Below are 23,261 nucleotides of genomic sequence, written 5' to 3'. Positions count from 1 at the left end.
CTCAATTATCTGTCAATCTCCAAAAAAATACTTTTATTTTCAACAAGAAGACGTATCTTTGTTTTTTGAATCAATAATGAATAATACAATGACAAAATTAAGTGTAAACATCAATAAAATCGCAACCCTTCGGAACTCACGTGGAGGAAACGTTCCCAATCTACTAAAAGTAGCTACAGATATTCAAAATTTTGGAGCTGAAGGAATTACGATTCACCCACGCCCTGACGAACGACACATTCGCTATCAGGATGCGATTGATTTATTGGATGTTGTAGTAACTGAATACAACATTGAAGGAAATCCGATTCGGAAGTTTATGGATTTGGTGTTAAAAGTAAAACCTACTCAAGTAACCCTTGTTCCAGATGCTGACGATGCCATTACCTCCAACGCAGGTTGGGATACTATCAAACACCGAGCTTATCTGACGGAAGTAATCACTGAATTTAAACGTAATGGAATTCGTACTTCCCTTTTTGTAGATCCTGTGGAAGCTATGGTAAACGCTGCTGCGGAAACAGGCACTGACCGAGTAGAACTTTACACAGAAGCATATGCTACTGAGTTCGAAAAAGGAAACAAAAATGGTATACAACCATACGTGAAAGCAGCCTTAGAAGCTCAAAAAGTAGGTTTAGGACTCAACGCTGGACATGATTTGAATCTTGAAAACATCCGTTTTTTTAAGGAAAACATTCCAAATCTGCTCGAAGTCTCAATAGGACATGCTCTCATTAGCGAATCTCTCTACTTGGGGTTGGAAAATGTGGTAAATTTATACCTAAATAAGTTAAGCAGATAGCATTCGGAAAAATTTATTTTCAATTAACAAAAAAAATGACATTCGACGACATTATCGGATACGAAACCATAAAAAAACACCTGAAAGACAGTGTAGAAGCACAACGTATTCCACACGCACAGCTTTTTGTGGGTAACGAAGGAACAGGAATGTTGCCTATGGCAATTGCCTACGCTTCCCATATTTTATGTAAGGGTGATACTTCCTGTATGACAAAGTGCAACCATCTTTCACATCCCGATATGCATTTTGTTTTTCCGACAGCTACTAACAACAGAGTAAAAAAAGACCCTATAAGTTCGTTATTCTTAGAAGATTGGCGTGTGTTTATAAAGGAGCAACCTTATGGCAGTTTGTTTGATTGGTATTCACAGTTGGGCATTGAAAATAAACAAGGGAACATCAGCGTAAATGAAGCCAAGGATATTACCTCAAAGTTAACTCTCAAAGCTTTTGAAGGTGGATTTAAGGTGATGATTATCTGGATGGCTGAAAAAATGAATGTAGAATCGGCCAACAAGTTGCTGAAACTTTTGGAAGAACCTCCACAAAAAACGATTTTTTTACTCATCACTGAAGATGAATCATCCATATTGGACACGATTCGCTCACGTTGCCAGATTCTGCGATTCCCTCCTTTGAGTGAAAACGCTATCAAACAAGCTCTTATACAGAAAGGGATTACTGAAAGCGATGCCACACGCTATGCTGTACAAGCTCAAGGAAATTTCAACAAAGCCCTACAACTATCGGAAGAAACCGAAGAGGAGGATGTCTTTGAACGCTGGTTTATCACATGGGTTCGATCGGCATACAGGGCTAAAGGCAACAAATCAGCCATTCACGGATTGCTTCAATGGAGCGAAGAAATTGCTACAAGCGGGCGTGAAAAACAAAAACAATTTTTGTTCTACTGTATTGAGATATTCCGTCAAGCAATGCTGTTGAATTACGGCTCAAAAGAATTAGTCTATGCCGTTTTCAAAGACCCTTCGTTTGAATTACAAAAATTTGCACCTTTCGTTCACGGAAACAACATCGAACAAATTCACCAACAGTTAGAAGAAGCTCTACTGCACGTAGAACGCAACGGTAATGCAAGGATTATCTTTACGGATTTATCCATAAAACTTACTCGATTGTTACATAAAAAACCTTGATTAGTCTAATATGTTTTGGAGTTTATTTTTCATATATCTGTTTTTGATAATCACTTTTGGATATAGTGCTTTTGAAAAAATCGTTAATTTTAAGACTTCGGTAAACTATTACAAAAATTATTTTAAAGGTATTTTCATCTCTGGATGGATATATCCTTTATTGTTAATAATAACTGTAATAGAATCTGTTACAACGTTGTTTCTGTGTATTGGAATATATGAACTTTGGACACTCCCCTATCCTCAATACGGATTTTATGGACTAGTACTAAGTAGCTCTACCCTACTCTGCTTTCTTCTGGGACAACGTCTGGCTAAGGACTATGACGGAGCAAGAGGGATTGCTATCTATTTCATTATTTGCTTAATAGGATTTATTTCTGCTTCATTGTAAGCAATCCTTTTTCCAAAGCCTTTTGTAATAATTGATTTTTTACATAAAGTTCAAAACAGGTTAATTGCCTTTTTATTTTCACAAAACAAGACCTTTAAAAATGATATTCCGATATATATTTTGGTTCATTTGGCGGACATGGTTCTATGTATTAGTAGGAACCTTAACCTTATTATTCGCTCCATTACTTTTGATACTGACTTCGCATCAAAAGTGGTATACTCAGTTCTATTGGGTAGCTCGAAATTTATGGGCAAAACCGATTCTATATGGCATGGGGTTTTACCCACAAATATCACGTTATGAAACACTTGAAAAAGGAAAGAGCTATATGTTGATAGCTAATCACACCAGTATGACTGATATTATGCTTATGTTCGTTTGCAGTAAAAATCCATTCGTTTTTGTCGGGAAGAAAGAATTAGCTAAGATGCCGTTATTTGGATTTTTTTACAAGCGAGTAGCTATTTTGGTCGACAGGTCAAACCTACAAAGCCGTAAACAAGTGTATGATTCGGCCATGGAGCGACTTAATGCAGGATTGAGTATTTGTATTTTTCCTGAAGGAGGAGTTCCTGACGAATCGGTTATGTTGGATAATTTTAAAGACGGAGCTTTTCGTTTAGCAATTGAGTATCAAATTCCCATTGTTCCAATGACTTTTTTCGATAATAAAAAACGATTCCCATTTCGCTTTTTTGCGGGAAGCATGGGGCGTATGCGTGTTAAAATACACCCCTTTGTACACACACAAGGAATGCAGTTTGAAGATAGACACGCCTTGAAAAATGAAATTAGAAGTTTGATTTTGAGTGATTTAGAGCAGGTTTATAATTCAAATTAGAAAATATTTAGTGTTGTTATATTTATAAAAAATTCATTTCTATGTACAATTTTTTTTTAACCTTAATTCTTGCTTCTGGGTTGATGGGAGGACATCAGGCGAGTAATGTGTTTTGCCAAAATAGGGCAGTGATCACCCAATCCAAACATCTCTATGACAGTGAGGTGCATAGCTTATCGCTTGCTCAACTACAAACTATTATGCTGGACTATATCAATAGCATCCGAAAAGAGCATAAATTACCTCCGTATCGTATGATAGACCTTCCTCTGGCACAGGAACATTCCAAGTACCTTTCGGAAAGTGGAGAGGATAAAGAGCTTGACTGGAATGATCATTTTGATGCAGAAGGGAAGTCTATTTTTTGGAGAATGAAAGCTACTAAGATACGTTTTAAGGATGTGGGGGAAAATATTGTCACTGTTCCTCCTGGAGCAACGGTCAGGCAACTTGTAGATGCTTGGATGGGAAGTACTATGGGACATAGAGAGGCATTGCTGTCTTCAATATATAAACAGGTTATGATTGGACATCATCCTGGTTCTAATAATGTTGTACTTGATTTTGTTACATTATATGAAAAAAAATAATTGCTTTGAGGTTGCTAATTGCTATTTTGCCTCATTGTCAAAATAAAAGTAGGTAAACTGTGAACTAACAAAAACCACATAGTAACATAGAGTTTATTCTATTTTCCTATGTGGTTTTAAGTTGTTGTTAATCAATAAATTATTTACGGTTGCGATTTCGCTTTTTCAATTCGTGCTGAAACTCATCAAATTGTAAAAGCAGATTATTATTAGCTCTAACTAACGCGTTGGTTTCCAACAGCAGACTGAAATAAAGTTTTGAGTTTTTCGGACTGGTTTCTGAAGTTCGGATACGGTCAATTTGTTTTTGAACCATGTTTGAAACGTGCTTCTTCAATTCCACTCCTTTTCCTAATACATTATGCAGATTTGTATAGTCTTCGCTACGGAAAACCGTTACCTCCCCTTTGAACAATTCTTCCATACTTTCTGAAACACCCTTCAAATCTCTCAATTGATTGAATTTAAGGTTTTTATGGTTATTATTCACATGCTCATAACTGTGTGAAGCAATCGTACTTAGCGAATATGCCATATCTTGGAGATTATCCATAATCATAATATAAAACTTACTCGAAACCACGGAACTATCGTCTAATGACTTTATGAAATAGTAGATATTTCCTTTCAGCTCGTCGATTTCCTTTTCTATTTTTTTTGCGTTTTTCTTATTTTTAGTCAGTTTACCTAAGTCTTGCGTACCTAAATTATTGATAATTTTACCGTAAAGTTCGTTCACACGCTCAATAGTTCCTGAAATATATTCTGAACTTTCTTTAGCAATAGCGTTGATGGTTACTAAGTCATTATATTCAAAATGACGCTTTTTGTTTTTCTCTTTCTCTTTATTTTTAAAAGCGATAGCACTTCGAAGCAATAAAAATCCAACTAAAAGCACCATACCAATAAGTCCAATCACATCACCATAGTACAGAACAAATGCTACTACGAACGCGGACAAAAAGGCTGCACCTGCCGTTAAGAACCAACCTCCTACAACATTGAACACACCTGCCACACGATATACTGCACTCTCGCGTCCCCATGCACGGTCAGCTAACGAGGAACCCATGGCTACCATAAAAGTAACATAGGTTGTCGAGAGTGGTAATTTTAACGATGTCCCTAAGGCTATCAAACTACTTGCAACCACCAAATTAGTAGAAGCACGTACCAAGTCGAATGCCGGAGCATCTTTGTCTTTGATTTTCGGGTCTTCTTCAGGTTTTTGGAAACGCTCGTCAATTTTTTGAGCTACTGCTCGAGGAATAACATATCCAATCACATTGGCTGTAAAAACCGATATTCGCACCACAAAACGAGAAAGCATATTGGACGAAAAACGCTCCTGCCCTTCACTTTGGCGAGAAAGATTGACACCTGTTTCAATCACATTACGTGCTTTTTTGGAAAACCAAAGAGTCAAAACCATAATCGTTCCAGCCAAAATCAATAAAAGTGTTGGAGTTTGAGCCTTCCCTGAAAGAGCTTCCATGGTGAATTGATCGGGTTCTAAACCAGAAGATTGCCACATCTCAAACGATTGCCATGCAGCAATAGGCACCCCTATAAAGTTCACCAAGTCATTTCCTGCGAAAGCCATCGATAAACCAAAAGTTCCAACGATGATAACTATCTTAAAGATATTGACACGCAATTGAATGAATATCTGGGAAAGTATGGTAAAGATTACCAAACACAAGATAAGAATCAGCTTGATATTCTCATCTAACCACTCAAGTGTGTCGGAAGAAATGAATGAAACACCTTTTAGTCCTTTAAAAATGATGAAGTAAGTCAATGCCGTAAGCGAAAGGCCTCCAAAAAGACCTCCCGTAATATGGATATTTCGCTCATATCGGAATGAAAATACTAACCTTGCCAAATACTGTACAATTGTTCCTACCGTAAAGGCAATTAGAACGGACAAGAAAATACTGTATATGATTTGCCCTGCCTTTTGAGTATTGATATATTCGAAAACGGCGGAGATACTTTGGTCGTTATTATAGGTTTTGATGATTCCCACACAGACAGCAGCTCCTAACAATTCAAATACAATGGAAACAGTAGTCGATGTAGGTAATCCCAAGGAGTTAAACAAATCCAAAAGGAGCACGTCAGCAAGCATTACAGTCATAAAAATAACCATAATTTCACTGAAATAGAACTCTGTCGGGTCAAAAATTCCACTCCGAGCTATTTCCATCATTCCACTGGAAAAAATCGCACCAATGGCAACCCCTAAACTTGCAACAATCATTATCGTACGCAAGGTTACAGCTCGTGAACCTACTGCCGAATTCAAGAAATTTACTGCATCGTTACTCACTCCAACTACCAAATCCAAGATAGCCAGTGAGAACAGTACAAACAACATGAAAATATACACTTGTTCCATATTCAAATACTATTTTTATGGAGCAAAATTCTGCATAATCTCAAAAAAATATGTTACCTAATTGTTAAGAAATCGGTAAGATTTTGGTTGTAACATAAGCTCTAAGAAAGTAAAAACAATCTACAGTTTCAAATAGAGTTTTTTCTTGGGATAATTAATCACAGCCTTACCTTTTTTAAGTATGTCTGCACCAATAATCCCATGAACAGGTTCAGCATTATGATGTATCAATGCGGCATTTACATGCGTAAGGTCAAACAAAACTAATGGCGTTCTTTTCATCTCCCATGTGCCAATTTTTAAGTGATTCCTAACGGAAAGTAAAATTTCTATATCACTTGAACCTGCTCCAGTGGCTTTGATTTCAGAAAGTTTCGTATCCAAATCAAAATATACGATATGTTCCATCCCTACACAAGTGTTCGATGCTCCTGTATCTAAAATGAAACGTCCTTCGATTCCATTAATCTTTGCTGACAACTGAAAATGTTGGGTGGGAGTAGTCAGCAAAGGGATAACGACATATCGCTGTGAAATAAGTAATTGTTGTAAGGTCATGCTATAAATTTTGGGCGAATTTACATTTTTTGAGCTCACTTTCCAAAAATATATACAGCCGACAACGATTGCTTATAGGAATAATTCGTACCTTTGCCTTATTGTTAAAATACACAAAAACTATGTATCCATTAAGAAGAAATAGAAGGTTACGCACCACCGAAGCTATTCGCAGTTTGGTTCGCGAAACCATTTTATCCCCCAATGATTTTATTGTTCCATTATTTGTTGTAGAAGGTAAAGGCATTAAAGAGGAGATTGCTTCCATGCCCAATTACTTCCGTTATAGCTTAGATTTGTTGGAGCAGGAAGTGAAAGAACTTTGGAACTTAGGGCTGAAATCCGTATTGTTATTTGTAAAAGTACCTGATAACATGAAGGATAACTCTGGAAAGGAAGCCGTAAATCCCAATGGATTGATGCAACGAGCCATTAAAACTGTAAAAAACATAGTGCCTGAGATGGTAGTTATGACGGATGTTGCTCTTGATCCATATTCAGTGTACGGACATGATGGCATCATCGAAAACGGACGCATTGCCAACGATTCTACGGTAGAAATTCTTTGTGGAATGAGCCTTTCACACGCAAAAGCGGGAGCTGATTTTGTTGCTCCAAGCGATATGATGGACGGACGTATCCTAAACATCCGTGAGACGCTCGAAAATGAAGGATTTACCGATGTGGGAATTATGTCATATTCAGCAAAATATGCTTCCTCTTTCTACGGGCCTTTTCGAGATGCTTTAGATAGTGCCCCTGTAGAAGCTCAAAACATACCGAAAGACAAAAAAACATATCAAATGGACTATCACAACCGATTGGAAGCCATTCGAGAAACTCGTATGGATATAGAAGAAGGAGCTGATATTGTGATGGTTAAGCCAGGGTTGTGTTATTTAGATATCGTCCGAGAGGTAAAAAACATGTCCGAAGTTCCTGTGGCTGTCTATCAAGTATCAGGGGAATATGCAATGATAAAAGCAGCTTCCGAAAAAGGGTGGCTGAATCATGACGCTGTAATGTTGGAACAAACCGTAGCTATCAAACGTGCGGGAGCAGACCTCATCGCATCTTATTTTGCAAAAGACGTGGCGAAACTGATAGGAAAGTAATTTCCTATCGGTTTATCATCTGCCAAAGAGTATCTTTCAGGTTTTGAATGCCTTTACCTGAAACAGAGGAAATAAACAAGAACGGAACCCCCTCTAAAGCAGATTTTATTTCATTTTCTATGGCCAAAGTCAATTCATCATCCAACATATCTGATTTTGAAATGGCTATCAGGCGGTCTTTATCCAACAACTCGGGGTTGTATTCTTTCAGTTCGTTGAGCAGAATATTGTATTCCTCTATGATATCCTTGCTATCGGCGGGGATTAAAAACAATAATGTAGAATTTCGTTCAATATGGCGTAAAAAATAATGACCTAACCCCTTTCCTTCGGCGGCTCCTTCAATGATTCCGGGAATATCAGCTACTACAAACGACTGAAAATCACGATGTTCAACAATCCCCAAATTAGGTTTTAGGGTCGTAAACGGATAGTCGCCGATTTTGGGTTTCGCCGAAGTTATAACCGAAAGTAAAGTTGATTTCCCTGCGTTAGGAAATCCTACAAAACCCACATCAGCCAACACTTTGAGTTCCAATAATAATTCTCGTTCCTCTCCTGGGATACCTGGTTGAGCATAACGAGGCGTTTGATTGGTAGCACTTCTGAAATGCCAATTTCCGAGACCGCCTTTACCTCCTCGTAGGGCGATAACTTCCTGTTTGTCTTCAGTAATTTCAAAAAGCATTTCTTCCGTAACGGCATCTTTGACGATAGTTCCCAACGGCACTTCTAAATAAACATCTTGTCCATCGGCTCCCGTACTACGACTCGCACCTCCACTTTCTCCGTGTCCTGCACGAAAATGTTTCTGGAATTTGAAGTGAATCAACGTCCAAAGGTTTTTGTTTCCACGAACGATAACATGTCCTCCTCTACCTCCATCGCCTCCATCAGGGCCTCCTTTAGCCACAAATTTCTCTCGGTGCAGATGCATAGACCCCTTGCCTCCGTTGCCAGATGTTGCAAATACTTTAACGTAATCCGTGAAATTTCCTTCGGTCATAATCGTATGAAATAAATTTAGGGAACAAAAATACAGTATTTTTTTTGATTTTTCGTTCTTGTGCTAAAGTTCTTGTGGTTATCTGCTTTCTACTACAAAAGTAATTAAATGCCACAAATATCTATAAAACAACAAAACATTACTTTTTTAAAATGCTAAAAATAAAGCATATATACATTTGGGTTTTCTATACAATTATTGCAAATATTTCTGTTGAATTCATCATTTGTTTTCATATTTGTACTTTTGTGTTGAAACATAGTAAACGAAAGCTTGATATGTGAAACCAAAAATTATCTCCACAAGTTCGGCGAACTTCATTCCAAGGCTATAGATACTTCACTAAAAATCAATTCTCACATACTCCGCTGTGCGGACTTTGTCTACAATGCCTATAGAAAACACAAAAAACATTGAAAATAGAAGTCTAATAAATAAAAAAGATATGTGGTTAAATGCTGAACTCGGTATTTCTCTTGCTTCCACACAGGTTAGTAATCACGAAAATCAACAAAGCTATTACGCTCAAAACACGAACATGCTATTTTAACCTCTCTACTACTTTCTGCTAAGTTTAGAATACATCCTCAAAACGAAACGTATTTTTGAGCCGTACACCAATTTCAGTACGCTGTACCGTACATAGCTGATGATGAGCATCATGTTCCAAAAATAAATAATATTCCTTCTCTGCAGCTTCTCGCAAAAACTTATCTTTTTCTTCGAGGGTAAGTAAGGGACGCGTGTCGTAGCCCATCACATAAGGCAAGGGAATATGCCCCACCGTAGGCAACAAATCTGCAACGAACACAATCGTTTTTCCCTTGTAGTGAATGTATGGCAACATTTGTTTTTCGGTATGTCCATCCACAAATAAGATTCCAAAACCTAATTCCGATTGTTCTAAAAACGTATTCCCTTTGGGATCAATGAAATACAACTGTCCGCTTTCCTGCATCGGTAAAATATTTTCTTTCAAGAAAGATGCTTTTTCACGTGGATTGGGTTGGGTTGCCCATCGCCAATGACTTTCGTTTGTCCAAAAACGTGCATTTTTGAATGCAGGTTCGTAGCCTGTACGCTCTTTATTCCATTGGATAGAACCTCCACAATGATCAAAATGCAAATGGGTCATAAACACATCGGTAATATCATCCCGATGAAAACCAGCTTTTTTTAGGGAATCATCCAAATTAGTATCTCCCCAAAGTGCGTAATAGCCAAAAAACTTGTCCGACTGCTTGTTCCCCATGCCTGTATCGATGAGAATCAATCGGTTATTATCTTCAATAAGCATACATCGAGCTGATAAATCAATTTGATTGTTTGCATCGGCAGGATTAGTTTTCTGCCAAATCGACTTGGGAACGACGCCAAACATCGCTCCACCATCCAGTTTAAAGTTCACTGTATCAATAGGATATATTTTCATAACAAGTGTGTTTCAATTTCGCTAATTATCGCCATTAGGTTCGTTAATAGTCTCTATGATGATTTCTTCTGCTTGAGAAGGCTCCTCCATAGGTTGAGTTATTATCTCAGGCTCTTCCTCAGAAGCATCGGTCGTAGCTCCTCTATATGTTTCTACAAAATCTTTGAGAGAAACACCTTCAACAAGGACGTCTTTCAAAACTACCTCTCCTTTGTAGATTGCTACTTGCGCATAGGCTTTGAGGTTCTCATCATTTAAAATTTGTTCTGCTCGTAGTGATTTCTCTTCGTTCATATAGTAACGATTGAAGGGGAAATCAACGGTAATTTGTCCATATTCATCAACATGTAAAACCTTTGTTTTGAAATAATTAGCTATTTCAGTTGGTTCTTGTTCTGAAATTTCGGACAAATAAGCAATACCTGCATAACGATCCACCGTAACAAACGCTTCCTGCCCTACCCTAAAAGAAGGAATACTATCAAAACCATATGCTTGTACTTTATTGTCCCTAAACCCTAAAACGACATATTTCCCTCGAAAAGCATCATGAGGATCAACAGGCTCTGTTTCAAACAAATACACCTGATTCTGACGGATAATATTTTCTCTGTTCCAAATCATTACCGATGGCACTAACCACTGAAAAAGAACCATAAGTCCAAAAACTATGAATAAGATATAGTTACGCATTTTTTCGTATTTTTCTAATAATTAAATAATTAACTACAAAGAAACTCATCCCTAAGATAACGAATACAATTCCTTTTAACAGGAAAGGAATGTAAGCATCAAAGAATCGCTGTCCGATAGCGTATGTGAGTACTATCAATCCAAAATTAATCAGTAAAAACCGATGTGATTTGACACCTTTAATCAAATACCAAATCCCGAAACCAAGCCCCAATAGATCAAACATATAGGGAATGGAAAGCCAATAAGCCTGTGCTACTATCAATATCGGAAACACCTCCAACCAATCAAATTCCTCTTTTTTGACCCAATACTTTTTGTAAGCATACAACAATTGTAAACCAAACAACAGAACAGCTATAAACTGAAAATCAGACCAGAAGCCGTAGGAGTAGTAAGGGAAAAACAATAAAAAAACAATTCCTAGAATGGCTGTGAGTTTATAAGCATTGTAATATATGCTGCTTTGAATATATTTACCCACATAAATAAACATCCATAAAAGAATGATTATCAAAGCAAACACATACTGTTCCCTAGCATTAGCAAATATGGAGATAAGTAAGGTTATCACAAAAAACCAGTGAAAAACAGCCGTATAGTTATTTTTAGCTTCAGCTTTAAAAAGACGATAGTAAAAAGGAATAATTGCAATTACCAACCCGGTTTGCATAAGGAGGTAGTAATTATCGGTTTGGTCATAGTTAAATGCGTTCTGTGTACTGATAGCATAAGCGGACACTCCAAACATGTAAAACAACGCTACCGATTTGGATTTCATCACATAGACCAAAGGAAGCCCCAGTAAAATCCAAGTGAATATAAAATTGCTGATATTATTTTCGGGCAGGTTATAAATTTGATGCACCATTGCTATACACAGTCCTACGGAAAGAGCCGTAAAAATCGCAAAACTCTCGTAAATCCATGTTTTTTGCGGTCTAAACAACACCCAAAAACAGGCTGACTGACCGACGATCAAAGGCGTAAAAGCTACAATGGTTTTGACTCCCCGCGAAAGATAATCCCAGTTATGAGCCAAGATTAGAATAAGTCCCAACCCAATGAGAACCGCTCCCAAGATACCGAAAATAACCAAAAAACTATTAGTGGTATTTGGTTTTCTTTGGTGTAAGTATGCACGTATATTTTGAGCTACTTCGGAGGTAATGACCCCCGCTTCTTGCAACTCGTCCAGTTCATTTAAGATTTTCATAAAGATTGTTTTTGACAAAAATAATAATTTTATTGGAAAATACACTTTTTTTACACAGAAGTTATCTTAATCAAACTCAATTCACACGATTTTTTTTGATTTTAACAAACATTTCACTATCTTCGCCTATCCAAAATAAATATTATGACTCAATACGCCATACAGACCAAAGCTCTAAACTTTGGGTTTTCAAAATCAAAGAAAATAATTGATAACCTGTCGATTAACGTTCCTAAGGGAAGTATTTACGGATTTTTAGGCCCTAACGGAGCAGGAAAATCAACAACAATGCGATTGCTTACAGGAATTCTCCCTGATGATACCAATAGCATCGAAATTTTTGGTCAATCACTTAAAAATCAAATACCTTACATATTTGATAATATAGGCTGTTTGGTGGAAAGCCCCGCCTTATACCTGCATCTTTCGGGATACGATAATATGCGTTACATCGCTTTGATGCGAAATGTGTCAGAAGAAAACATTGAGAAATACTTAGAAATTGTGGATTTACAACGAAGTAAACACATGAAAGCTAAAAAGTATTCTCTGGGAATGAAGCAAAGACTTGCTATTGCGATGGCACTGTTGAGCAATCCTTCGTTATTACTGTTGGACGAACCTGTAAACGGACTTGACCCTAACGGCATGCTCGAAATCAGAAATTTGTTGATAAAACTCAATAAAGAATTCGGCACAACAATCTTTGTTTCAAGTCATTTACTTTCTGAAATTGAGAAAATGTGCACACACGTGGGTATCATTTCGCATGGAAAATTACAATTTGAAGGCTCTATGAAGGAACTTTCAGACAGATACAGTGACTGCAAAGTACAAATCTTCTTACGAAATCTTCCAGAACTAGCTAATAAGATTAAAGAGCAATTCCCTGAGGCTACGTTCACTGACGGCAAAGCTACTTTCACCCTTGCTAACAAAGAGGCTATCCCTGAGTTGGTTAAACAATTAGTACAACTCGGAGCCGAAATTTACGAACTCAAATCTCAGGAAGGTTTGGAAGAATCTTTTATGCTATTAACCAAATAATTTTACAACTATGTCATTTCTAAGCGATTATAAGACAGCTTTCCGAGCTGAAAATATAAAAAGAAAAGGAACAGCCACTTTTTTGATGGCAACTATTTTCGGGGCATTTATCCCTGTGGTGATTTTTGTGTTTTTTCTTACGAGAAAGGAAAATCCCCCAGTTACTATCCCATATAATTATTTTGAAGACATCACCGCCGGAGCTTCGGAAGGGCTAACATCTTTATTTCTTCCACTACTCATTGTGTTGACTTGTGCTAAAATCACACAAATTGACCACCGAAACGGAGGATGGCAACTGATGGAAACTCTGCCTATTTCTAAAATAGCTACATATTCTTCAAAGTTGACAATTGTACTGATTAGCAATTTAATATGTATTCTATCCTTTGTAGTTTGCGCCATATTGTTTGCCTGGATTACTTATCTATTCGGAAAAATACCTGAGGGCGTGGAAATAAACATCCCGTGGGGATTCTTTTTTCAATTTACTGTAAGAATGTTTGTAGCAACTTTGTTTTTCACAATATTACAATTCGTCCTATCAACCTTGTTTTCAAGCTTTATAATTTCCATACTGATTGGAGTGGCATTAGTGATAGGAACAGGAATCCTACGAGGTTTTGATATTGAAAAAGTTTGGAATCCGATAACCATATTAGCAAAAACATCTAAAAATACCTACGGAAGTGACTTGAATCATTGGTTGCTTTACACCGAAAAATTGAGTTTGATAGCCTTTATCACTCTCTTTATTGTCGGATTTATCTGGTTCAAAAGCAAATCCTTAAAACGTGTTTTCACTAAAAGAATGAATGCGATAGCAACCATTTCGGCTTTGGTTGTAGGTTTTTTGTTAGTTTACTACCTATTGATTCCCAACCACTTACCTAAGCATCATCGCACTGTAATTGCAGGAGAATTTGACAGTGATGAAAACATTTCTAAACTGATTTTAAGTGAAAGTTTTATGCGAGATACCATAGTCGAAATCCCTGTAAAGGACAATAAATTTCACTATATAATTTCCGAAGATTTACCTTTGAAACAATATACACTATTGGTTCCGATGAAAGAGAATAATGCACAAATTCATTTCCCTTTCCAAACCAACGATAGTATTTTCTTTAAGCATAAAATTGCGAAGAACAATATTAAAATAATTTCAATAAAAGGAAACCAATTAGCTGATTTACAATACAACTCAGAAAAAGTTTACGATAAATTATGGACGTTGGAATATTGGGCCGAGCGAAATAATCAACCTTTAAATAAAATAGATCAATTTGTCGAAGAAGCATACAGTGTTTGGACAAACAGAATGAACACAACCAACAGCTTCCGAACAAAAGATAATTATGCCCTCAGCGAAGATTTATTGTTGATTCACAAGAAATTATTCACACTGAAAATTTTAAATTATTGGAGAGCCTTTGAGGAAAAAATAAAACATTCAAGACCTGATATTGTGGAAAATCTCCCTAAGGAAATTCAAGAAATCAAAGAATTTATTTCTTTTACGGATCATAGCCTATTGGATTTCCCTGAATATTTACAATATATTTTGAATGAACTCACTAAAAAAGACACCACAGAAATTGCTCTGCAAACCAAACAGTTAAATGCTATCGCAACGCTTAACGATCCTATTTTCAAAGACCAATTGTTATTCTATACGTTGAATGAATCATTACAAAGCTCATTCGATACTAACGAAAGAAGCGAATTGATACAAAACTATGCTTCACAGATTGAAAACACAAAAATCAGAAACCGAATTAAGACTATCTACCGTCAGGGAGAAAAAGTTTCTCGAGGCAGTCAGTCCTTTGACTTTGAAGCTGAAAACTCAGAAAAGGAAACCGTTCGTTTATCCGATTTCAAAGGGAAATACGTAGTCATAGACGTATGGACTACGTGGTGTGGTCCATGTAAATATGATTATCCATATTTTGAAAAGTACGCTCTAAAATACAAGAGCAACCCGAATTTTGTATTCGTTGGAATGAATGCCGACAGCAAACGTGAAGCCTGGTTGCAAGATGTTCAAAACAAATCAAAGTCCATTGTACAACTACGTCCGTTTGATTCTGAGATGAACGCATTTAAAGAGAATTATAATATTACCAAATATCCAACTTATATCCTCTTGGACAAAGATGGGAAATTCATTTCGGCACAAATGCCACGACCTACTGAAGACCATTTTGAGCAAATGCTAAAGGATTTAGAAAAACAAAATTAAGTTTTGTGTATCGGAAACTTAAACTCAAAAACTAAGTTTAACCTCCTTGTGTAGTAATTATTTGTTTTACAACACCATATTATAAAACCGAGCTATAGCAAGGAGGTTAATCGTTCTTGAAATTTTTCTGCATAATATGCAATCACATTCCGATCAAAATAGGGCTCTTCGTTAATGCGTCCGAGAAAAGAAAGTTGTGTTTTTTGGAGTATAACTTCCTCTGTTGGCATATTTTCCTCACCATTGAAAATAATCCCAAACACAGATAGCCCTCTGTTTTTCAGAGCTTCATAAGTTAAAAGAGTGTGATTAATACTTCCCAAATAGTGTCGAGAAACGATGATGATTTTATCGGTCGGAAGTATCAAATCGGCAATCGTTTGGGTATCATTCAAAGGAACTAACAGTCCTCCCGCTCCTTCAATAACAAGATGATTCTCAGTATTTGGGCGATTTATCTGTGTCAAATCAATAGAAACTCCATCTATTTCCGCTGCTAAATGCGGACTTGCAGGAGTGTTTAATCCATAAGCATTTTTATGAAAAACAGAGGTTTGATTGGTTACTAATCGTTGTACTTTATGGGTATCAGAATTGTCTAAATCCCCTGCTTGGATAGGTTTCCAATAATCCGCCTGTAATGCTTCTGTCAAAATAGCTGAAGCTATTGTTTTACCAACATCTGTAGAAATTCCTGTGATAAAAAAGGTCATACGATTGTTTTTTTTGCAAAAGTAATAAAATTTGATTTAACAATATGCAAGACATAATTTGGAATTAAATCACGAAAAATCCTGCCTTCGTAATTCGTAATTTATAATTCGTAATTTATAATTCGTAATTTATAATTCGTAATTTATAATTCGTAATTTATAATTCGTAATTAATTATTTAGGTCGTGTTGTAAAAAGTATGATGGAAGTTCTGATTGTCAGGCTGAGCGAAGTCGAAGCCTTATCATTACAGGGCTTCGACTTCGCTCAGCCTGACAGAAATGTCCTCTTTTTTTAAGGTATCATACTTTTTACATCACTTCCATTATTTATTTCTTGAAAGTAGGAAAAGTATTGTCATTTAAAGAGATAAACTTATATTTGCAGTTCATAAACAAATGAATTGGACACAATGAGAAAAATCATCATATTGCTGATAATCAACACACTTCCGATTATAGCACGAGGACAATATACGGATATTATCAATTCCAACCAACCTGGAAACTCACAAAGTGCGTACGCTGTTGGAAGAAAAGTACTCCAATTTGAAGGTGGGCTGTGGTTTGAACAGCGAAATCATAAGTATACCTACACGGACATGACTTTAGTAGGATTGAACTACTCGGCTCGTTACGGAGTATTAAGCGATAAGTTTGAAGCAGTACTAAACGGAACATTAGCATACGACCATACGCACTACCACTATCTGGGGAGCCAACGTTCCAACAACATCGGTTTCATCAACAACACCATAGGAGCTAAATACCTGATTTACAATCCTTATTTTGATGAGAAACCAAACTTATACAGCTGGAAAGCCAACAACAAATTCCAATGGAAACGCTTAATTCCCGCTGTAGGAGTGTATGCAGGAATGAACTTTTTCCCAAACAAAAGGTTTTATTATGACAACATCCCGACACTTTCGCCTAAAGCTGTGGTTTCGCTTCAGAGCCACCCGATGCCCAGAGTCGTATTAGTTGCAAACCTAATAGCCAATCGGTTTTTGGATAGCAACCGAGAATTGGGTTACATCGCTACTTTAACCCACAATATTGATAATGGCCGATTTAGCATCTTTTTAGAATCCGAAGGTATTCAAAGTCATTACTATAGCGACCATATCCTACGTTTGGGCGGAGCATATCTATTCACCAAAGACATCCAAGTGAATGTAGATTTGGGAGCAAGTTGGAAGGATACACCAAGTCGATACATGGGATTGATTGGTTTTTCATATCGAATTGACAAACATTTAGATGTCATCAAAAAAGAAATTTTAAAAGGCAATGAAGAGGAGTTTAAACCCACAAAAATAAAAAGAAAGAAAAAATGGCTACTATTCTAATTAAAGAGTTATCATCAAAAAAAGAACTTACGGATTTTGTTAAATTTCCTTTTTCCTTATACAAAAATAATCCTTATTGGGTTCCTCCTATCATCAATGATGAGGTAACGTCATTCGACAAAACTAAAAATCCAGTATTTGAAAACGCAGATGCGTTTTTCTATGCAGCGTACGACGCTCAACAAAAGATGGTCGGACGTGTAGTAGCTATTGTCAACAAACACGATTTGCGACAAGGAGTGCAAAAAATTCGTTTTGGATGGTTGGATATGATTGATAACATAGAGGTTACCAAAGCTCTGCTGAACAAAGTTGCCGAAAAAGGAAGAGAGTACAACCTCCAATATATGGAAGGGCCTATGGGATTTTCAAACATGGACAAGGTAGGGGTGTTAACAGAAGGTTATGACCATATTGCCAATATGATGACATGGTATGCCTATCCTTATTACAAACAACATCTGGAACAAATGGGCTTGGTAAAAGAAAAAGGATATATTGAAACCTACTTCACCTTAGACAGTGTAAACCCAGAGGTGTTCAATAAAACAGCAAATGCTATCAAGAAACGCTACGGAGTCCGGTTGGTTGAAGCCAATACGAAAAACGAAATCCTAAAATACGTTGATGCGATGTTCGATTTGTTTAATGAGAGCTACGCATCGCTGTCATCATTCGTACCTATCACTGAAAAACAACGAGAGCATTTCAAGAAGAAGTACATTCCATTTATCAATCCCGAATACATCCGTTTCATCGAGGACAACCAAGGAAAAATGGTATGTTTCGCTATCGTACTACCTTCATTTTCAAAAGGATTACAAAAGGCTCAAGGGAAACTTTTCCCTTTTGGATTTTGGCATCTACTTCAAGCAAAAAGAAAACACGACATGGTCGATTTCTACTTGATAGGAGTATCTCCAGAATATCAAAGCAAAGGAATTCCATCGTTGTTATTCGATTACTATTACCCTATTTTTAAGAAAAATGGCATTAAGAAATGCATTATCACTCCCGAATTAGAAGATAATATTGCTATCCAACAACTTTGGAAGAATTTTAACCCTGTAATTTTTGCAAAAAGAGCAACATATAAGAAAAATATCTAATCTTAAGTTATTAAAAGCTCACTACATAAGTGATTCACGAAAAAAATCATTAAATTATTGAATCTTTGAATCTTTGAATCTTTGAATAGTATAACAAATTTTATAAAAAAGAATGAACTATCTATTACCCTTTCTATCGATTGTATTAGGTTTTGCAATCGTACTTATTTTTAAACCTAAAAATCAACGCAATATCAAATTACTATTAGCTTTCAGTGGTGCTTTTCTGTTAGCTATGACCATATTTACCTTAATGCCCGAAGTATATCATTCATTGGCACACGACCACGACCATGATCATCACGGCGAAATAGGCAAACAGTTAGGCATTTGGATTGTTATAGGAATTTTACTGCAAATTGTATTAGAGTTTTTCTCCAAAGGAGCTGAACACGGACATACACATCACCCGCATAAGGATTTAAAGAACGCCTTCCCTTGGACGTTATTTATCAGCTTAAGCATTCACTCAATTTTAGAAGGATTCCCTTTGCACCATCATCATCATATGGCATACGGGATTTTTGTTCATCACTTGCCAATTGCGATGGTATTGACAATTTTCTTTCTAGATTCAGGTATTGGATTTAAACGTACGTTTGTTTTTCTAACCCTTTTTGCTCTGATGACTCCCTTCGGAACGTTCTTAGCAGAATACATACCTCAACTAGGTCATTACCATGTAGAAATATCAGCCATCGTTATAGGAATTTTCTTACACATTTCGTCTGTCATTCTATTTGAAGCATCTGAAAACCATAAGTTCAATCATATTAAATTGATTACCATAATCTTAGGTTTTGCAACTGCTTATTTTGTTTAGGCTTGATAACAGAACCTACTAAAACACAGCCACATTCTTTACATAAGAGATTTCCTTGTCCTGTGGCTGTTTTTGTTATTGTCCAACACCTAAGTGTAGTCAAAGAGATAGATATATAAAACATTCTTTCACAGGACTATAGCTCCATTTTAGAGGTTATTCATTCTTATTTATTGACACCCTTAAACTCAATTAAAAACACTCCACAAGAATAGACACAAAAAAAGAGGATTTTTAATCCCCTTTTATAAAAGCAACTAACTCATTGCCATTGATGTCATAAAACGTTAAATTAAGTCCGTCGAGTTTGTAGGAAGCTACCTTGCCAATGGCTTCGTTATACTGCCGAGCGATTTCCATTTCGGAACATAATTTGGCAGTCATACCGATATCTCCAAAAACGATTTTTTCTTCAGTAAGCTCCTCAATCTGACCAAAATAACTATTACAACTATCACTTCCACTGATGCTCATTTCTGTAAGATTAATTTCCAACATTGGAATGCCTTCTTTTTTCTCAATCGATTTTCCTCCAATGCGAACAGCTCCCCAAATATCGTGCAGACGCTCATTTACTTGTTGTTTAGGGCTGAAAATCAACTTTTCTTTACCTGAAGCATCGAACAAAACTAATTTTCCGTCGTTTATTTTGAAAGTACGTACTTCGGACAATGCAGTGAAATACGCCGTTTCGATATTGTCTTCCATACACATTTTTTTGGTCGCTCCCACTTTGCCAAACTGAATTTTATCTTGGCTAAGCTCAGTAATGGCTCCGAAATAATTGTTGCAACCACCAATTCCGTTTATTTTTTTCTCTTGCAAATGAAGTTCCAAATTGGGCTTTTATAAGGGGTATTTTAAAATGTACAATATAGAGTAATATAAAAAAGCCTGAAAAACCTTAAAAATTAAGGGATTACACCAAAAAAGCCTGAAAAAGGACAAAAAACAAAATGTACAAAACTGTACATTTATATGCAGAAATTGTCGCTTTTTTATGCGGGTTATTGTACAATATATAAGCCTTTTGTACAGCCCAACAAAGAAAACCCTGTAAAATGTACAAAACCCCTATAATACGCCCCTTTTGGGGCTTTTTTTATGCTTTGAAACTACTGCTTTGGGACCCGCCGAGCGACCATTTGCGTGAGCCCACGAAAATGGTACACCCCACCCCCAAAAGCCTATTTTTAGGATTAGGACTACACTTAGGACTACACTTAGGACTACAAAAAACACCCAAAAAACAGGTAGTAAAGGCATATATATACGGATTTGCATACAACCAAACCCCACTTTTTATATAGTAGAGGGGGGTGTATTGTAGGCTTTTTTGCGACTTGTTTCGAGTTTAAATTGTTGATTTTTATATGTTTACATATAAAATCAACTAAAAAGCATATATGTTGCATTGTACTTTTACTCTAAACGAACCACACCTACTACCAAGGCAACAGCATATATTTGAGACTTGTGCAACTCAAAAGGTTCGTATTTTGGGTTCTCGGAAACCAATGTAATATGTTCATCATCCGAGCTTTTACAAACACGCTTGATTAACGCACCTTGCTCTGTATCAAGTACATATACTTTGTTCCATTGAAAGAAAATATCTTGCAGGGATAATTTTTTACACGCTACCACATCGCCACTATTATATTTGGGATACATAGACGAGCCTTTTACAGGAATAAGATAATCTGCACCTTTGAACATTGGTATTACATAACGCTCACAATCAAGTTCTAATACGGATATTTCCCCACTGCCCACCCCTGCCATAGCGTCTAACGGAATAAGCGGAATACCCTCATTAAGACTCTCTGTATAGGTAGCAACAGGTAAGTTTTGCTCACTTTTGAGCATTGGTTCTTTACCAATTAATAGCCATTCGGGATTTAATTCGGGACATTTTGTATATAAAAGCTCCACGTCATAAGTATTCCTTGACTTCCATTTTGATAAATTTTGAGGTGGAATTTCTAAAAAACGAGCAAAATCTGCATCAGATTTAAATTTTTTATACTCTATTATCTTATTTAAAATCAATGTTTTATCCATAACGATAAAAATTTTATGTAAAAAATGTACTCAAAAATTTGTATTAATGTACAAAATGTACTTATCTTTGCCACATCAAAACATTGTAACAAATGACAAAAGTAATGGATTTTAATGAGATTGTTCGCATTTGCGAACAAAAAAAGCAAACGGGCGATATTCAAACGCTTTCGAGAATGTTCCGAGTAACTACGGACGCTATAAGAATGAGAATGTCAAGAAAGGACGAGAAAACTTACGAGGCTCTTTATCAAATTGTAGAGCAACGAGAAAATTTAATACAAAAATATCAAAATCAATAGATTATGACAAGTTTAATAAACACCATCGAACAAACAATGTCAAGCCGTGAGATTGCTCGGCTAACAGGAAAGAAACATCAGCACGTTATGCGTGATATTCGTGAAATTGCATCGCAATTAACTGAAAATCACCGACTGTCCAAATTTGGACAGTCCGATTACACTTTCAAACAGCAAAGTTACATTAACCAACAAGGAAAGGAGATGCCCGAGTACCAACTCAACCAAAAAGAGGTGTTACTCTTGGTTTCGGGTTATAATGTGGTGCTACGTGCGGCGGTTATCAATCGCTGGATTGAGTTAGAGAAGCAACAAGGTGTTATCAAAATGCCCCGCAGTCTCAACGTTTATGGCAAAGAAGCCTTGCCGTATGTGGAGTGGTTGCTCATCAACGGGTACAGCGTAACGAGTGGGCAATATCACCGCCGTATCAAAAAGCACCCCGAGCAGTTCTACAAAACCGCTGAGGGTAAATGGTACATCAACCGAGAGTTTGCCGAGCAACTGCTCAAAGTTAGAGACGGCTACAAGGCACTGAGCCAAGTGCAGGGACTTCCGCAAATAAAACAAGTAACCATTTTTGACGTGATTAATTAACAATTTATACAATGAAAACAAAAACCATTTACCATTTAGACGTAGATTGCAATTTAGTGAAAGTAGAAAAAAGAACCACGCTTTGGGGCGTGGTGGTAAAGAGAGTTATTTGGCTTGTAACTCCTGTTGTAAATAAGTCAGATTTTGTTGGATTTCCGCTTGTGCGTTTTGCAACTTGTCGGTAGCAACTACCCGAAAAACCAGTGAGTAACCAGCAACAAAAAACCAACAACGAATGAAAGCATACAAGCCCACTCGCAAAAAGACAGCAAGTTATCGTACTTTGAAAAAACTGCTAAACGCCTATCATAAACGGAATTTAGGAAAGATACTTTTATTAGTTCCTGCCAATCCTTGTCCATCCTGCGAAGCTGACTTAATGAAGTTTTTAGAAGAGATAAACCAAAAAGGATACACAATAGGAATGATAGAAACGCAATATCCACCAAAAGGTTGTTGTGGTGCTTTTCGCCGGACAAGGCAATTAGTATGGCAAGAATTGCGCAGGAAACGGAAACAAGATTTTTTGCTATATCTAAGCGTAAATTTTCGATGCGTATTTTGGTTTCTTTGAGTTGGTCAATGGCATCATCTATATTCATAAAACTAAATTTTTGATTAGACACCACAAATTTAGTGAAAATCCTGAAAAGCATACACCCCGAGGCAGGTACGAGGCAGGAACAAGACAAAGAAGGAAGAATAATAAGCCGTTATTTAAGTACGCTGACGGTGGCGACCGTGACGGTTCGGAAAGACGAGCTTTTTTAAAAATGTTTTAATAATCATTTAAAAA

General features: G+C 36.6%; 25 protein-coding genes. 15 read left to right on the top strand and 10 right to left on the bottom strand.

Annotation, left to right across the window (positions count from 1 at the left end; all coding sequences use genetic code 11):
* Positions 1-88: 88 nt before the first annotated feature.
* The 5 genes from CGC52_RS07545 to CGC52_RS07525 all read left to right on the top strand — a co-directional run bounded on the left by CGC52_RS07545 (position 89) and on the right by CGC52_RS07525 (position 3,793).
* Positions 89-805, top strand: coding sequence for a pyridoxine 5'-phosphate synthase (locus CGC52_RS07545; protein ID WP_042007785.1), 717 nt, complete (start codon positions 89-91; stop codon positions 803-805).
* A 35-nt stretch (positions 806-840) separates the two neighbouring features.
* Positions 841-1,965 (top strand): DNA polymerase III subunit delta', encoded by a 1,125-nt coding sequence (locus tag CGC52_RS07540; protein WP_095893989.1) that lies wholly within the window; start codon positions 841-843, stop codon positions 1,963-1,965.
* Between the two features lie 10 nt (positions 1,966-1,975).
* Entirely contained in the window at positions 1,976-2,359 is a 384-nt protein-coding gene (locus CGC52_RS07535; RefSeq protein WP_095893988.1) for a hypothetical protein, read from the top strand.
* A 100-nt stretch (positions 2,360-2,459) separates the two neighbouring features.
* Positions 2,460-3,203 (top strand): 1-acyl-sn-glycerol-3-phosphate acyltransferase, encoded by a 744-nt coding sequence (locus CGC52_RS07530; RefSeq protein ID WP_042343937.1) that lies wholly within the window; start codon positions 2,460-2,462, stop codon positions 3,201-3,203.
* 41 nt (positions 3,204-3,244) lie between these two features.
* Positions 3,245-3,793, top strand: coding sequence for a CAP domain-containing protein (locus CGC52_RS07525; RefSeq protein WP_095893987.1), 549 nt, complete (start codon positions 3,245-3,247; stop codon positions 3,791-3,793).
* A gap of 139 nt (positions 3,794-3,932) precedes the next feature.
* On the opposite strand, the gene CGC52_RS07520 is transcribed toward CGC52_RS07525, so the two are convergent.
* Positions 3,933-6,194: an inorganic phosphate transporter gene (locus CGC52_RS07520; RefSeq protein WP_095893986.1), complete on the bottom strand. Its 2,262-nt coding sequence runs from the start codon at positions 6,192-6,194 to the stop codon at positions 3,933-3,935.
* Between the two features lie 120 nt (positions 6,195-6,314).
* Positions 6,315-6,752, bottom strand: a complete 438-nt coding sequence (locus CGC52_RS07515) for a retropepsin-like aspartic protease (RefSeq protein ID WP_095893985.1) — start codon at positions 6,750-6,752, stop codon at positions 6,315-6,317.
* A gap of 122 nt (positions 6,753-6,874) precedes the next feature.
* On the opposite strand from CGC52_RS07515, the gene hemB reads away from it, so the two are divergent.
* Positions 6,875-7,867 carry a porphobilinogen synthase gene (hemB, locus tag CGC52_RS07510; protein ID WP_095893984.1) on the top strand — a complete coding sequence of 331 codons (993 nt, stop codon included), beginning with the start codon at positions 6,875-6,877 and terminating at the stop codon, positions 7,865-7,867.
* A 4-nt stretch (positions 7,868-7,871) separates the two neighbouring features.
* Here hemB and obgE read toward each other — a convergent pair whose 3' ends face one another.
* From obgE to CGC52_RS07490, 4 genes are all read right to left on the bottom strand, one after another.
* Positions 7,872-8,873 carry a GTPase ObgE gene (obgE, locus tag CGC52_RS07505; protein ID WP_042009803.1) on the bottom strand — a complete coding sequence of 334 codons (1,002 nt, stop codon included), beginning with the start codon at positions 8,871-8,873 and terminating at the stop codon, positions 7,872-7,874.
* A 574-nt stretch (positions 8,874-9,447) separates the two neighbouring features.
* Positions 9,448-10,305 (bottom strand): MBL fold metallo-hydrolase, encoded by an 858-nt coding sequence (locus CGC52_RS07500; RefSeq protein ID WP_095893983.1) that lies wholly within the window; start codon positions 10,303-10,305, stop codon positions 9,448-9,450.
* 21 nt (positions 10,306-10,326) lie between these two features.
* A complete protein-coding gene (locus CGC52_RS07495) occupies positions 10,327-10,998 on the bottom strand; it encodes a GDYXXLXY domain-containing protein (RefSeq protein WP_095893982.1) in 672 nt (223 codons plus the stop codon).
* A complete protein-coding gene (locus CGC52_RS07490) occupies positions 10,991-12,214 on the bottom strand; it encodes a DUF2157 domain-containing protein (protein ID WP_095893981.1) in 1,224 nt (407 codons plus the stop codon). The genes CGC52_RS07495 and CGC52_RS07490 overlap by 8 nt, the downstream gene beginning before the upstream one ends.
* Before the next feature lie 144 nt (positions 12,215-12,358).
* On the opposite strand from CGC52_RS07490, the gene CGC52_RS07485 reads away from it, so the two are divergent.
* Both CGC52_RS07485 and CGC52_RS07480 read left to right on the top strand, forming a co-directional pair.
* Positions 12,359-13,261 (top strand): ABC transporter ATP-binding protein, encoded by a 903-nt coding sequence (locus CGC52_RS07485; RefSeq protein ID WP_095893980.1) that lies wholly within the window; start codon positions 12,359-12,361, stop codon positions 13,259-13,261.
* Positions 13,262-13,271: 10 nt separating this feature from the next.
* Complete coding sequence (locus CGC52_RS07480; RefSeq protein ID WP_095893979.1) at positions 13,272-15,506, top strand: redoxin family protein; 2,235 nt, start codon at positions 13,272-13,274, stop codon at positions 15,504-15,506.
* A 92-nt stretch (positions 15,507-15,598) separates the two neighbouring features.
* Here CGC52_RS07480 and bioD read toward each other — a convergent pair whose 3' ends face one another.
* The gene (gene bioD, locus CGC52_RS07475) at positions 15,599-16,219 is read right to left on the bottom strand and encodes a dethiobiotin synthase (protein WP_042346309.1); all 621 of its coding nucleotides are present in this window, start codon (positions 16,217-16,219) and stop codon (positions 15,599-15,601) included.
* 412 nt (positions 16,220-16,631) lie between these two features.
* On the opposite strand from bioD, the gene CGC52_RS07470 reads away from it, so the two are divergent.
* The 3 genes from CGC52_RS07470 (at position 16,632) to CGC52_RS07460 (ending at position 19,502) form a co-directional block, all read left to right on the top strand.
* Complete coding sequence (locus CGC52_RS07470) at positions 16,632-17,570, top strand: transporter (RefSeq protein WP_095893978.1); 939 nt, start codon at positions 16,632-16,634, stop codon at positions 17,568-17,570.
* On the top strand, positions 17,555-18,679 hold the full coding sequence (locus tag CGC52_RS07465) for a GNAT family N-acetyltransferase (protein WP_095893977.1): 1,125 nt from the start codon (positions 17,555-17,557) through the stop codon (positions 18,677-18,679). Before CGC52_RS07470 ends, CGC52_RS07465 begins: the two co-directional genes overlap by 16 nt.
* 112 nt (positions 18,680-18,791) lie before the next feature.
* Positions 18,792-19,502 carry a ZIP family metal transporter gene (locus tag CGC52_RS07460; RefSeq protein ID WP_042009793.1) on the top strand — a complete coding sequence of 237 codons (711 nt, stop codon included), beginning with the start codon at positions 18,792-18,794 and terminating at the stop codon, positions 19,500-19,502.
* Between the two features lie 234 nt (positions 19,503-19,736).
* On the opposite strand, the gene CGC52_RS07455 is transcribed toward CGC52_RS07460, so the two are convergent.
* Positions 19,737-20,339: an META domain-containing protein gene (locus CGC52_RS07455; RefSeq protein WP_095893976.1), complete on the bottom strand. Its 603-nt coding sequence runs from the start codon at positions 20,337-20,339 to the stop codon at positions 19,737-19,739.
* Positions 20,340-20,563: 224 nt separating this feature from the next.
* Between CGC52_RS07455 and CGC52_RS07450 the strand changes: the two genes are divergently transcribed.
* Entirely contained in the window at positions 20,564-20,812 is a 249-nt protein-coding gene (locus tag CGC52_RS07450; RefSeq protein WP_095893975.1) for a hypothetical protein, read from the top strand.
* A 112-nt stretch (positions 20,813-20,924) separates the two neighbouring features.
* Here the strand turns inward: CGC52_RS07450 and CGC52_RS07445 are convergent, their stop codons facing one another.
* Complete coding sequence (locus CGC52_RS07445) at positions 20,925-21,566, bottom strand: S24 family peptidase (protein WP_095893974.1); 642 nt, start codon at positions 21,564-21,566, stop codon at positions 20,925-20,927.
* Between the two features lie 92 nt (positions 21,567-21,658).
* Between CGC52_RS07445 and CGC52_RS07440 the strand changes: the two genes are divergently transcribed.
* Genes CGC52_RS07440 through CGC52_RS11250 form a run of 3 tightly spaced genes read left to right on the top strand, consistent with a single transcriptional unit; the run spans position 21,659 to position 22,650 of the window.
* The gene (locus tag CGC52_RS07440; protein WP_095893973.1) at positions 21,659-21,868 is read left to right on the top strand and encodes a hypothetical protein; all 210 of its coding nucleotides are present in this window, start codon (positions 21,659-21,661) and stop codon (positions 21,866-21,868) included.
* 3 nt (positions 21,869-21,871) lie between these two features.
* A complete protein-coding gene (locus CGC52_RS07435; RefSeq protein ID WP_095893972.1) occupies positions 21,872-22,465 on the top strand; it encodes a Rha family transcriptional regulator in 594 nt (197 codons plus the stop codon).
* Between the two features lie 11 nt (positions 22,466-22,476).
* Entirely contained in the window at positions 22,477-22,650 is a 174-nt protein-coding gene (locus CGC52_RS11250; RefSeq protein WP_157909126.1) for a hypothetical protein, read from the top strand.
* Positions 22,651-22,653: 3 nt separating this feature from the next.
* Here CGC52_RS11250 and CGC52_RS07430 read toward each other — a convergent pair whose 3' ends face one another.
* Complete coding sequence (locus CGC52_RS07430; RefSeq protein WP_157909125.1) at positions 22,654-23,067, bottom strand: hypothetical protein; 414 nt, start codon at positions 23,065-23,067, stop codon at positions 22,654-22,656.
* Positions 23,068-23,261: the final 194 nt, after the last annotated feature.

Source organism: Capnocytophaga sp. H2931 (assembly GCF_002302535.1).
GTDB lineage: Bacteria > Bacteroidota > Bacteroidia > Flavobacteriales > Flavobacteriaceae > Capnocytophaga > Capnocytophaga canis.
This window is presented reverse-complemented; position numbering and strand designations above follow the sequence as displayed.